The following is a 12,793-nucleotide window of genomic DNA, read 5'->3' as shown; positions in this document are numbered from 1 at the left end:
TTCAGTAGTCTTTTCATCGTTCTGGTAGGTTAGGGACGGTAATGGTACTGGTAATCCGTAAGCACGTTCTTCTCAAAGTCGAGAACGTCCTTCAGGCGCTGGAAACCGTCGTACTCGTAGTGCTCCGTGATCCCCCGAGGGTCCGTCTTGCTCGTCATACCTATCAAAGGTTTGTACGTGTAGCTCGTGACCAAGGCTGTTTTCATGAGCGCACTATTTCTCAGTTTGGAAGTAATCGTTTGAACCGTTGCATCACTTACGGCCGGCAGGTTCAAGGAGTTGATCTCCGAAGCGGTTAATACCTGCTGTACTTCAGCATAGCTTGCATTCTCGATCTTGGCGATAGGATACTGACCGCCATAGCCCCACAGGTAAACCGTAGAGGGGCCATTCACCTTAACAATAGAAATCACGTTCCCGGAATTTGGCTCATAATCAAACAGAAATTGTTTTCCGACCTGTATACCATCCAAAAAATGTGTTTCTTTACTAGGAAATATAAATTTCTGATGAAAAAGTGAATATTCAAATGCAACTTTATTAATTAGTTTGTCATTAAAATAATTTGAAGTTTCTATTGGTCTAAACAGAACATTCTTCTCAATCAAGATGTTCATATTTGGTCTTCCAGAAGCTTGTAAATCGTTTGGATACAGATAAGTAGTTTTAAAAACATTATTGTCTGAATTTCTTAATGAATAATTCGATAGATTGTAATTGACACTGTTGTACGCCCAACTTTCCTCCTTAAGGACCATCAGCGAATTGCTATTGGTGATTCGAATCTTTTTCACCAATGGGTTCGTGTTATCATAAATTAAATAGGGCTGATAAGTAACAAGTTTAACGTCTCTTTTAGCCAATTCACCAATGTCATTATAATTTTCAATAGTAAAGGATGATACCTTACCACCATTTAGTACAGCCTTTCCAAATTCAAATTGATTGCTTTCATAAACAAAACTTTCCTGTTCCAACAATTGGTTTTGCTGATTAAAAAAATTCCTTTTTTTTAGTTTTCCATTTATATGATAGAAACTTTTAAGTGGATAAAAATTATAGGTAGCTTTATGAATATCCTCTTCAAAGGTAGGAAAAAGATGTTTGTGGGAACCCTTGTCAGCAATTGCATATTCATTCCTTAAATTATAGAATATATTATCAGTATATCCATTAAAGTTAGCCCCTTCTTTGTAATATTCCCTGACGTTTGAATATCCAATTTTAGGTTGGCTCCCCCCATAAACATTGATATCAGATGTAAAATTTACAGTAAAAAACTGAGTTGAATGACTTGGCAAGCTTTGAATATCATGGGAATGTGACTGCGAAACATATCTATCATAATAGTTAATATAAGGATGTGATAAATTTCCTGAGGATTTATTGGAACCAAATTCATTATATTCATAATCCTTTTGAATTTCCAAGTTATTGTTATCATAGTACTTAATTGATTTAACCCTTAATCCCGCAAAATTCACATTGAGCCATCCCCCATTCTGCTCCAATTGGCTTTTTCTTAATATGACTTTCGCAGCAAAATAATAAAGCTTTCCATGATCGGGACTTCCCGGAAGGTTAATGGTATTCCATGGATCTTTCAGCGATTTGAACCTAACAAAATATTGTCCAGGTGCTAAAGATTGATCGGTGGTAGGATCAGGGCTGGAGTGATACAATGTCCTAACTACTGCATTTGTATTTGCATTGACAATTTCGTAAGCTATTTGTTGAGTATCTTCAAATTCAAGTTCACATTTATAATGGCTCTCACCTTGCGGTTTATTAAAATCCCCTCCGCAAATTCTTTGATAATCTATATATACTCCTGAGTTTTGACTAACCGTAAAAACATCTGTTTGGACAGTTGTAGACGCATACTGAGCCACATATTCCTCAATTTTCTCACTGTCAAAATCATATCCTGAGTTGACGGTATCTGATTTACTCAACAAAAAATTGTTCAGCTCATAATCGATTTTTGTCACTTTACCGATTTTACTTCTAACTTCCGTCAAATTTCCGATCTTAGCATGATTCAGAGAAGGAGTTCTGTTTCCTCGTTTGTCGGGGTTCAAAGAATAAATGTCTCTAAAGCAGCTGTTACAATGAATACTGGCCGAACACCAATATCTAAGATGGTTACTTGGAATTAAAGTAGGGTTCAATCTTCCGTTAAAAAAGCCTAAGTAATCCATGGACCAACTAAGTTTGTCAGGTAAAGAATCGGACTTATTATAAACAAAACTAAACTCTTCCGGCCCAATTAGCGCTTTATCTAGCTTTAACCTCAATTCTTTACTATTGTGGGAAACAAATGTTTTTCCTTGGTTGAAATAAGAAAAATTAAACGATATTTCTTTAATAACAGCCCCTGATTTATTAAAAAGCTGAATTTTATCCAACTTTTGAAAATTCGTAGTTGTGGAACCACCGGGAATACTCTGCTTGAGCAAATCGGTATAATATGGAAGTGAACCACAAATTGGTAGATCTGTCCTATTTGAGTATAAAAAATCCACGTACCCGTTAGGGAAAACAATTTTCTTTAATTGATGAACTACAGATTCATTTATGAATACTGTATATGTCGTTTCTCCATTTCCATAAATCTTGTCAGGCATTCCATCAATACAGGCTACAACACTGTAAGAATGACTAGATGAAGGGCTCTCTCCTTTATTTACCTTTTGATAAGTATATAAAAATTCCTCATTATTTATCTTTTTCATGCGGCTGACATGCCAGTTTGTCAATAAGGGGGTCTGGAATGTTGAAGTACGATATAATTCGTCATAATTTGGTCCCATATTAGACGATTTAGATGAGCTCACTGTATAATCTTTGATATCAAAAAGATATTGCGTTCCATACTCATCAATAACTGTAAAATTTGTATTTTGAACATCAAAAAATATTTTTATCTTATCTTCTTTATTTAATAACTTTGCAGTAATTAAATTGCTACCAAGCCTTTGTGGCAAGACAAAAGTAACTGATCGATCCCCTAAATTTAATGTAAAAACATCAGGTTCTGTATCGTAAAACGTTGTTGCAATCGAAGAATCATCCGTAAACTTATTGAACAGGTGCTCTGTTAAAATATTTTGTAATTCAGTCGTGAAAAAGGAATTGTATGTGGGAAGTGAAATGCTGGTATTGATAAAGCCATGATTCTCCCCGGCAACTACTTCAAAGTCTCCTAAACCACGTACTTCTCGAGATATCGTAGCGTGCGTATATATGGACCATCCTAACCCAATTTCACTTGCTTCTTCATTAACCCTTACTCCGCCACCTGAATAAGACAGAAATATATTATTTAAGTCCTGCTGCCCCACACCACCTAATAAACTATAGGAGAGATTTAACTTTCCCGAATAGAGATCTACTCCATCAGTTTGTATTTGGGGGAATGGGGTAAATTGCTTATTAATGGTAGTATATTCAGCTAAGGTATTCACGGCATACTGCCCAAACGAATTCAATATGCAAAAATTAAAAAGAAGAAAAATTACAATGTTTCTCATAGAACCTCAATATTTGTTGTAAAATGAATACTTAATCACGTTCACCCAATAAAATTTTAATTTTTTTCAATTCCTTCTCATTTTCGATCAAATGGAGCGTTAGTTCCTCTATCTTCTTTAATAGCAGTAGATTCATCTCAGCCACGTCCAGTCCATCCCTTTCAATAGCCTTGGCAGATGGGATTTCAGGAAGGTGCTTATGTTTGGCGACAAATTCTTCGATCTCCGAAAGTGACATCATCTGATAATCCTGTTCAAAGACATAATCCGGTACCGTGATATCCGTTTTGATCTTTATTTCCTTTGCGAGGATGTTTCCATTAACGGTTAATCTGGCAACAGGTGAAACCGTTCCAACGCCTATATTTCCATTGGGAAGAAAATGCATCCCCAGTTCACTGGCCCAAGGGGAATTCTCAGCAAATGCAAGATAGAACCTTGAAGGATTTCCTACAGAACCCAACATTCCCAAACTAAAAAAACCTTTGGTCCCATCCGAATTAAAATAAGTTGTGCCCCTAGCCCATCCGCCAGTCGTCACCGGAGCCAGTTGGTTGATACCACCTCCATCAATTGTGATATAACTATTTTTGGTCGTGGGGAAGAGGTTCTGAGCTTTGGAAGTCAATATGGTTCCAAAAAGGAACGGTAAAAAAGATAGAATTATCTTTAGATATTTGGTATTCGTTCTCATATAATAATTGGTTTTTGGTTAGTGCTTTTAATTGAATTGGTGAAAACAGCTCTTAGATCATCATTGCCTTTTCTCCAGTTCTGTTATTCTTTCCTCCAATTTGATTTGGTGAAGTGTTAACTCTTCAATTTTCTTTATTAAAATCTTATTCATTTCTCCTACCGAAAGCCCTTCATTTTCGATCGTGCGTGCACTGGGAACTTCGGGCAAGTGACCGTTCTCCTCAATGAACTTTTTTACCTGTGGCAAGGGACTTAAAGGGTAATCGGGTTCAAAGACATAATCCGGCCATCCTGTTGCCACCACCTTGATTTCTTTGGCCTTGATAACGCCATTGACTTCAAATTTATCAGCGGGGTTTTCGGTGCCAATACCAACGTTTCCATCTAGGTAATACATCTTACTGGACAGTCTTTGCCATTGATAGGAAGAACCCAGCAAAGCTGGCAGCACATTGCCGCTGCCAACATCGTAAAACTCGCAAAATATGCGGATGCCATAGGAAGTAACATGTTGGGTTGCAACCTTGACCACATTATTCTCAATTTCCAATGTCGGGTGATTGGAATTGATACCTGAGGCATTGACCATCCTGACCTTCCATATTCCGGCAGGGGCATCGTACCAGACCAGATATTCTGCTCCCGATCTCGTTCCCGTATTGGGAACATTCATTTTTACCCGGTAGATTCCACCTATCTTTAACGGTTGATTGGTTTCATTGGTCAACTCCACCCTGTTGTTAATGCTGACATTGATGTTCTTGACAAACGTAGATGTCTGTCCAAATAATGACAATGTGCTAGAACAGAGCACAATCAATAAAAAGGACGTGAAGATTTTATCCATACAAATAGGTTAATATAATTAGACGGTTTGTTTCTTTATATCAGGAACTCATTAAAAGTTTCGGAAAATTAGTTAAATCAGTTGTTCGAGAAAATAATTTTTCGCATCAAACAACTCGAAGGTTATTACTGTTAATAATTTGATTCTGAGTAAAGATAAATATTGAGAATAAATTAAAAAAGAAAAATTTAAAAAAAATATTTGTTGTTTACAATTGCTTAAAAATGGGTATTTTCAATACAGAGCTTAGGGTTTTATTCGATACTTAAAAATGATAAAACATCTGGATTTGAGGATGTCAGAATCATTTATTCAATGTGACCCTATAATTTTGATTGTAGATTTTCGATAATGTGGGTAAATCCTCGGAAAATATTATTCATTGCTTGCTTTGATTACTGCTAGTGAAACCTGACATTTTAATGAGCCTTTATCGACATATAGTTTAACCGATTTAATAAAAAATTTACTTTCAATGTTCTTTAAAGATTTCTCAATTTCCTGGTATGTCCCAATTAATGTCACTTCCCTTTCCAGAATCTTATGGTTGGTTTTTATTTCGTGATTTTCAAAATTCACCCTTACCTCCTCTTCCCTAATAGCATCACTTAGATTCGACAGCAGACCAATGCTCCAGGTCGTGGAGTCGGCGGTATAGAGAGATAGCAAACTATCCTGCAATATCACCTTGTCCGAAACACTTTTTTTATTCGAATGAATCCATGGGTTATTTTCAAGATTATCCTCAATCCCATGATAATCACGAATCAACCAGTAGGTCTTTCCAAAAGCTAGAAACCAGGATATTAATAGCGCAACGATTACCAAAACAATCAGTGCCATATTCTTCTTCCTGTATGTCCAATCCTTAACGTTCATTTCGGTATTCCATATTTAACATAAAGTCCATCAAGTTGCTCCTTGGGTCGTTGCGGGAAACGAACCTATTGATTTCGACCTGTTCTACCCAAGGTAGGTTCCGAAGCGCCCTGGTCCAATTTTCAAGTTGATTCAGCGAAAGGCTACTGCCCGAAATTTTAATCAGGTACGGATTTATTTTTTCATTTAGTTTGCTGGATAATCTTCGTTCCAAAGCAGGATTTACATCAACTCGCTGAATTTGCAAACCATCCCTACCCTTAAGGGATGACATTAACTGATTGATCAGCCATGATTTTGGGATGCCCGAATTCCATCCCATTTCCCTCAGGAGCGAATCGTTTTGCATTGATCTTCCATTCAATCTATCCAATTCCCCTTGGGATAAGGTAATCTCTTTGGATTTGGAATCCATCCATTCAACCCTAGAACTGTAATGCGAAAATAGGAGTGCATTGATTAGAAGCAATCCCAATAATATGCTGAGAAAGGCTATGAAATTAACCTTTAATTTTAGTTTTTGCCTGTATTCGTATAATTCGTCAACTAGATTCCGGTCCTCAACGGCATAATCCTCGAGATATGGCTGCAGCAGAAGCGAAAAGGCAAGGGCATAAGGGATGATGTAATTTTCCTTCATCTCCGTTCCCTGAATCTTTAATAGAAATCTACGGCCTTCTTGAGGATCAAATTTATAAGATTCCCATAACCCTGAGGTGGTATCTACCGAAATTTCATGGCCCGCAAACTTATATATCCCGGAATATCCATTCATTAATTCCAATATATTTTCACTCACAAAAGGACCTAGAAACACCTGAAGGACAGGATATCCCCGGGAATTGAATTTTTCCAGAATATCCACGTAGAGTTCCTTTCTGATCAGACTCAACCAATCGTTGGAAAAACCTTTAAAAGAGGTAAAAAGATAACCTTCATTTGTAAAATTGGGAAATACATCGACCAGAAATTTATCCGTTATCTCTTCCGTTTTTGGAATCTCCTTAATTAACACTCCCCTGCCCTGCAGTTGGATGGCCATGGGAATGGCTTTGTAATCTTGTAAGAATTCCAATAAGGTATCCCAACTTTGAAAAGATTCATTTAAAAGTATCTCAATCTCATCATTGGTCTTTTTGAGGTAACTCAGATGAAAGCTGCATTGACCGTCAGGTTCCAGGAAGATACTGATTCCTATTGATTCCTTTAATTCATAGAGACCTTTAATCTTAGCCAAGATTCCCATACAACACGTTAATAAATGATAATCGGTTTAAGAAACACAACGGAGACAACTTTTCTTATCGTTTTTTCCTTACTGCTAAATAACCATCGAAGAACAGGTATTCTTGAAAGAATCGGCACTCCGCTGCCCGTATCACTGTTCTCCATACGTTCGATCCCGCCAAGTACAATCATATCTTCGTTTCTGGCACGCACGATCGACTGAAACTTGCTGGTCGAGGTAGGCGGGGGCTGGTTTATGGCAGTGTTGCCGATAAAGTCGGTAATATCTACGTCTATATCCAATGTGATCTGATCATCTCCAGACACGACCGGTCTAATCGTGATGTCCATATTTGCTTCCACGGCCGTATACTGTTCGGTTGTGATGGTATTCGATTGAAGGGACGGAATAACGTTCATGGTCTCAGTTTTGTAGTACCGCTTGCTTCCGATGCTCAATGTGGCATTATGACCATTTAAGGTGGAGAGCTTGGGAACCGACCGCATTTCCACGTTCTGATTTTCTTCCAGTGCCTTCAGCGTTACATAGAAGTTCGGGGAGACCCGTCCCAGATTAAAAGTGCTGTTTCTTCCGATCTGCGACAGGAATCGATTGATTCCACCCGAACCAAAGGTAAAATCGATTCCCTCACCCAGTAATTTACCGCCGTATCTTGTTGTGCTGTCCGCAATGCCTGCACTGATACCTGTTTTAACGGTATTTCCCTTTTGAATGTCCAAGATCGTGACTTCGATCAGCACCATAGGCACCAGCTTGTCAAGCCTTTTGATATAGGATTCAATTTCGTTGATCTGTGGAGATGAACCTGACAATAGCAGCATATTCTGCTCTTTGAATTCCTTGATCTCCACGTCCCTCCTCCATTCCATCGGGATCATGGCCAGCACCGTATCCAGTGACCGATGTTGCAATTGGACAATTCTGCTATCTCTGAGCCCTTCCATCTTTCGGTCGCCAATGAGGTACATCCTATTTTCCTTTTTATAGGTATAAGGAGTGGTCTGAAAAATAGTGGTCAGAAAATCATCGAACAATACATCACGTACATTCGCACTGACCTGCCCCTGAATAGCCGAATAAATAAAATAATTCACCTCAGCGTCTTGAGCTGCTCGCTTTATCACCTCAATAATGGGTGTATTTTCGGCCTGAATGGTAAATCTTTTCCCTGAAGTGGTGGTTTGCCCATAGACCGTAAAATCACCGGGAGCCCCCATGCTCTGCATTGGATCCTGCATCGGGTTGGCTGCATTGCTCCGGTAACGCACTGCGGTTTCTCTATCCTGATTGATGAAAAGCTCCTCCCCGGGAATTAGTCTTTCAAATACATATACGCCGTCCCGGGTCAGGTTATACCTTAAATTATTTGCAAAAGCTAATTTTTCCAATGCTATCTCAAATGGAGCTGATTCGATGTAGCCGCTTACTACCTGCTCTTTTAGGGTGTTGGGAACTACGATATTCCTGCCCGAGAGATTGGATATCAGTTGTGCAACATCCAACAGTTTATCATTGCTGAGTTCATAGTGCAGCGTTCCTTCGGAGGTGTTATACGAAATTTTAAGTTCTTTCGGAACGTGAATCGGCTCAACGCCCTGCATGGCACTGATCGACATAATGGTTCCAACAACCTGTATATCCAGTTGATAGTTTTTGCTCAAGAACAAAAGAATATTCAAAGGGGTTTCACCTTGAAAATTGTTGGCAATGTTTATTTGAAGTCCCGGATCCACATTGATGTTCAAGCCATTGGATTCCGCAAGCGCCCGGACGAATTCCTGAATGGAGACTCCCGAAACAGAAAGCCTTACTTTTTCATTCATTCCGGGACTCATAATAGCTACGGCACGTAAACGCTCTTCGACCTGCTGAAATCGCTGTTCCAGGGTCTGTTGAGCATATAGGGTTGATATCGATCCTAGAACAAGCAATAGGAGGATACAAATCTCACGAAAACTTTTCATCAATAATTAATTAATAATGGGTAAATCTCATCTATACTGGTCAGTTTATTAGCAAAAATCTCAAACGCATTAAAACCCAAAGTCTTAACTTTTCGCTGATTTAGAAGGTCTTCCACTACCAAGTTCTCTTTTTTAATTTCTTCGGCCAATTCCCGATCCATCGGTATAATCTCGTATACAGCTCTCCTTCCCTTATAACCTGTATAGTAACATTGACTGCATCCGACAGGTACGGCATATTCGTCCACTGCATAAAATGGGACAAAATGCCGGGGAAATAGTGAATCGTCAAAAGGTTTTGTAACCTTACAGTGTGGACACAGTAAACGAAGCAATCGTTGGGCAACCGTTGTATTTAACGTATTTGCAATCAAGAATCCGGGTATTCCCATATCGATGAGCCTGGAAACCGTCCCCCACGCCGAATTCGTATGGATGGTAGATAGGACCAAGTGTCCTGTCAGCGCAGCACGTATGGCCATATTGGCCGTGTCGGGATCTCGGATCTCACCGACCATGATAATATCCGGGTCCTGCCTTAGAAATGTCCGCATGGCGGCGCCAAAAGTAAGCCCGATATTTTCCCGAAGCTGGACCTGATTGATTCCCTCCAGGGTATACTCGATTGGGTCTTCGATGGTAAGTATATTGGTAGTTTCCTTATTCAGGTATTTAAGGGTCGCATACAACGTGGTCGTTTTTCCGGAACCCGTCGGACCGCTAATCAGTAAAATTCCGTTTGGTTTTTTTACCCCCTGCAGATAATTGGAAAGATCCTCCTGGGTCATGCCCAAGGATTCAATGTGGATATTGGCGGCATCATTGTTCAACAAGCGAAGGACAACCTTTTCACCGTGGAGAGTTGGCAGGACCGAAACACGCATATCAAAATTCTCTCCATTTCTGGAATAATGGATCCTTCCATCCTGCGGCAACCTTTTTTCAGCAATATCCATATTGGACATAATCTTGATCTTGTTTACCAAGGCGGGATAATCACTTTTTGTTACTGAATACCGTTCCACCATCATGCCGTCGATCCGAATCCTAACCCTTCCCCTATCCTCAAAGCTTTCTATATGTATATCACTGCTTTTTAACTGCTTGGCCTCTAAAATCAGGTTATCTAAAAAGTTATTGTCAAAGGATAATTGTTTAGCAACATGAACCTGCACCGTATTATAATTCTCAAAATAATATAGTTCCAAGAAACGTTCAATCACAGCTGGTTCAGTCTTCTCCAGCTTAAACGAAAAATCAAGAATCATCGATAGTTCCTCCTCAATGTCGTCCCTTAGGTTGTCTGAAACCAAGACAGTTATATCTCCCTTTTTAGCAACGGGAACAACGCGATAATGATGCGCCACCTTTCGAGGCACCGTCATAATCAGTCCCTCTTCTACCGAAGTTGTGTGAAAATCATCCAAAACGTACTGGTTAATAATTTAGTCTGTGTTAAACATCTTTTTGTAAATATAAAGGATTTACCAAAAAAGAAAAATTGAATTATAGAATATTTAGAAATTCTTTAAAGCTAAATAGCTGAAAGTAATCCAAAGTGATATAAAGCGCAAAACAGACCGACTGCAATCCAGCAAGCGGTATATGATTTTCTTTTCCCTGAAATTTAAAAATTATTGGGGTTAGCAGCAAACTGATCAACAGGCTGGCAATAAAAAAAAGAATGTAGGAGATGATATCAAAATAAAAACCGGTCACGATAAAAAAGAGCATATCTCCAAGTCCCAAATATTGAGAGAAAAGATTGACCAACTTCTTATCCTTTATAGAGAAATACAAAGTCAATAAAAGCATGAGAAATGCAATAAATGCTAAGCAGAGAATTGTATTTTCTATGAAGGCATTAAAATCTATTCTTTTTAAGGAACACCCCAGTATGCCGATCATCAACAAAATATACCAGGCCAAATGCACCATTCGATTCCTGAAATCCTCAACAGCGATACCAGTACATCCCACTAGAGCGATTACTAACCAAATCACTTAATCCGCCGTTACTTCCTTCAAATTTTTATCCTGGTCAATCTCCCAAACGTTGAACACTCCATCACCATCAAAATCTACAACGGAAGTCGCTCTGGCCAAAAAACCTTTATTGTCGGCCTCAATAATTTCAATCTTATAGTTGGCTTTTCCGTCCTCTCCATCGCTCACCAATTTCTCCTGTATGAATCCAATTTCCTGAATATCGGAAGAGTATTTGGACTTCTCGTAGAAATAATTCTTTTGCAGCGTTTGGACATGCTGGAGCTGCATCTTGGCTTCTGTACTTTTGGCTTTTGTAATCAAAGGCAATAAATTGGGCAATACCAACAGGATTAGGATGCCAATAATCAAAAGAACGACCAATATCTCCGTCAAAGTATACCCCTTGACTTTCTTAAATAAAATTTCTTTCATAATTTAAATTATCTATACCCAAAACTAATCATTCTTTGTTAATTCCAACCTAGCTAATCACTTCTATTTTAATAAAAATTTATCTCCAGAAGCGTCCTAAATAAAGAAAAAACTGTGGTGGATTTATATATGTGGGGTTGGTATATTTAATTTGCTAAAATTCTTCCATCGCAATGATAAATAATACGCGTTCTCTCAGAATCTGGTTCTTGTCGATCGAGGCATTTTCCAACAGATTGGTTCAACAATACCAATCCCACAAGCACTACAAAGGCATTAGCAGTTTGACATATTTTGTGGCTATGCTATTTTGCCACCTACCCTCCATATCAACGGGTAATATGAACCTTATGGATATTTCCAGAAATCCAGCAATCCAATCTTTCCAACATAAACTCCATTCGCGACAATCGCCTTTTCAGGATCTTTATTACAGGCTCTTGGATCTCTTGTGGAAATAGTACTTCAAGCGCAGAGACGAATTCAGAGGACAGAAGCGTAAATTAATTTTGATGAATGCCACAATCATTCCATTGTGTTTAAACGTATTTGATTGGGCGAAGTTCTGTATTGCCAAGGTGGTGCTGAAGCTAAATACGATACTGGATTAAGATGGATGAGTGCCCAATTATGTCCATAAGACAGATGGCAGGCATAACTAATTCAAAATAGGTAAATCCATGTCATTTTCGAAATAATGTGTACTTGTTGTAGCTTAGAATGTCGATTATGCAAAGAAGAACGTTTTTGAAAGTACCGGTTGCACCTTTGTTAATGGACAAAAATCAAATTTGATGTATTCGGTAGTGAAACGGCAAAAAATGTAAAGCTTCTTTCTGGCGAGCACCTTGAGAGCCATCTCATTAAAATTGACAGCATTGAAAATCGACCCTATGCAAGAATGGAAATCCGTCTAGTTCGCGTTTGGGACATAATCGAGAACATATAGAAATATTGCTCTTGAATTAAATATAGATGAAGGCAAAGTAAAACAGGAACCTTTCAAATCTTGTCAATTTTATTCGACCCAACATCTTCGTGAAAATTGGTCAGTTGAAAGCAGCGGTGAATTCATTCATTTCAGGAAAAACCAACTGATAAAAAAGGATAGATGAAACTCTTTTTTATAAAAAAGATTAGTAAAAAGCAAAGTTAAGCAAAACGATTAAATCCGTTGCTATACAATGTTTTATAAAGAAGTAGT

The 12,793-nt window shown here is 38.5% G+C and carries 10 protein-coding genes; 1 reads left to right on the top strand and 9 read right to left on the bottom strand.

What is annotated here, in order from left to right; all coding sequences use genetic code 11:
- Positions 1 to 29: 29 nt before the first annotated feature.
- The 9 genes from E0Y80_RS18425 to E0Y80_RS18385 form a co-directional block, all read right to left on the bottom strand.
- The gene (locus tag E0Y80_RS18425; RefSeq protein WP_156309126.1) at positions 30 to 3,533 is read right to left on the bottom strand and encodes a hypothetical protein; all 3,504 of its coding nucleotides are present in this window, start codon (positions 3,531 to 3,533) and stop codon (positions 30 to 32) included.
- Between the two features lie 31 nt (positions 3,534 to 3,564).
- The gene (locus tag E0Y80_RS18420) at positions 3,565 to 4,227 is read right to left on the bottom strand and encodes a hypothetical protein (protein WP_156309125.1); all 663 of its coding nucleotides are present in this window, start codon (positions 4,225 to 4,227) and stop codon (positions 3,565 to 3,567) included.
- Between the two features lie 60 nt (positions 4,228 to 4,287).
- The gene (locus E0Y80_RS18415) at positions 4,288 to 5,076 is read right to left on the bottom strand and encodes a hypothetical protein (RefSeq protein WP_156309124.1); all 789 of its coding nucleotides are present in this window, start codon (positions 5,074 to 5,076) and stop codon (positions 4,288 to 4,290) included.
- Positions 5,077 to 5,451: 375 nt separating this feature from the next.
- Entirely contained in the window at positions 5,452 to 5,955 is a 504-nt protein-coding gene (locus E0Y80_RS18410) for a hypothetical protein (RefSeq protein ID WP_156309123.1), read from the bottom strand.
- Positions 5,945 to 7,201, bottom strand: a complete 1,257-nt coding sequence (locus E0Y80_RS18405; protein ID WP_156309122.1) for a hypothetical protein — start codon at positions 7,199 to 7,201, stop codon at positions 5,945 to 5,947. Before E0Y80_RS18405 ends, E0Y80_RS18410 begins: the two co-directional genes overlap by 11 nt.
- An 8-nt stretch (positions 7,202 to 7,209) precedes the next feature.
- A complete protein-coding gene (locus tag E0Y80_RS18400) occupies positions 7,210 to 9,168 on the bottom strand; it encodes a type II secretion system protein GspD (RefSeq protein WP_156309121.1) in 1,959 nt (652 codons plus the stop codon).
- Entirely contained in the window at positions 9,168 to 10,595 is a 1,428-nt protein-coding gene (locus E0Y80_RS18395) for a GspE/PulE family protein (protein WP_231596101.1), read from the bottom strand. The genes E0Y80_RS18400 and E0Y80_RS18395 overlap by 1 nt, the downstream gene beginning before the upstream one ends.
- Before the next feature lie 79 nt (positions 10,596 to 10,674).
- Positions 10,675 to 11,172: a hypothetical protein gene (locus E0Y80_RS18390; protein WP_156309120.1), complete on the bottom strand. Its 498-nt coding sequence runs from the start codon at positions 11,170 to 11,172 to the stop codon at positions 10,675 to 10,677.
- Positions 11,173 to 11,589: a prepilin-type N-terminal cleavage/methylation domain-containing protein gene (locus tag E0Y80_RS18385; protein ID WP_156309119.1), complete on the bottom strand. Its 417-nt coding sequence runs from the start codon at positions 11,587 to 11,589 to the stop codon at positions 11,173 to 11,175. It lies immediately after the preceding gene.
- Positions 11,590 to 11,762: 173 nt separating this feature from the next.
- Here E0Y80_RS18385 and E0Y80_RS21040 point away from each other — a divergent pair, with 173 nt between their 5' ends.
- Entirely contained in the window at positions 11,763 to 12,050 is a 288-nt protein-coding gene (locus tag E0Y80_RS21040; RefSeq protein WP_394350248.1) for a DUF4372 domain-containing protein, read from the top strand.
- Positions 12,051 to 12,793 lie beyond the last annotated feature (743 nt).

Origin of the sequence: Sphingobacterium endophyticum, from assembly GCF_009733535.1 — a bacterium.
In the GTDB taxonomy this organism is placed as follows: domain Bacteria; phylum Bacteroidota; class Bacteroidia; order Sphingobacteriales; family Sphingobacteriaceae; genus Sphingobacterium; species Sphingobacterium endophyticum.
Note: the sequence above shows the minus strand (reverse complement) of the source record. Positions and strands in the feature narration are given on the sequence as shown.

Excerpts from the sequence above, each read along its gene's own strand:
- E0Y80_RS18425 (WP_156309126.1), bottom strand. The coding sequence starts at position 3,533 with ATGAGAAACATTGTAATTTTTCTTCTTTTTAATTTTTGCATATTGAAT.
- E0Y80_RS18420 (WP_156309125.1), bottom strand. The coding sequence starts at position 4,227 with ATGAGAACGAATACCAAATATCTAAAGATAATTCTATCTTTTTTACCG.
- E0Y80_RS18415 (WP_156309124.1), bottom strand. The coding sequence starts at position 5,076 with ATGGATAAAATCTTCACGTCCTTTTTATTGATTGTGCTCTGTTCTAGC.
- E0Y80_RS18410 (WP_156309123.1), bottom strand. The coding sequence starts at position 5,955 with ATGAACGTTAAGGATTGGACATACAGGAAGAAGAATATGGCACTGATT.
- E0Y80_RS18405 (WP_156309122.1), bottom strand. The coding sequence starts at position 7,201 with ATGGGAATCTTGGCTAAGATTAAAGGTCTCTATGAATTAAAGGAATCA.
- E0Y80_RS18400 (WP_156309121.1), bottom strand. The coding sequence starts at position 9,168 with ATGAAAAGTTTTCGTGAGATTTGTATCCTCCTATTGCTTGTTCTAGGA.
- E0Y80_RS18385 (WP_156309119.1), bottom strand. The coding sequence starts at position 11,589 with ATGAAAGAAATTTTATTTAAGAAAGTCAAGGGGTATACTTTGACGGAG.
- E0Y80_RS21040 (WP_394350248.1), top strand. The coding sequence starts at position 11,763 with ATGATAAATAATACGCGTTCTCTCAGAATCTGGTTCTTGTCGATCGAG.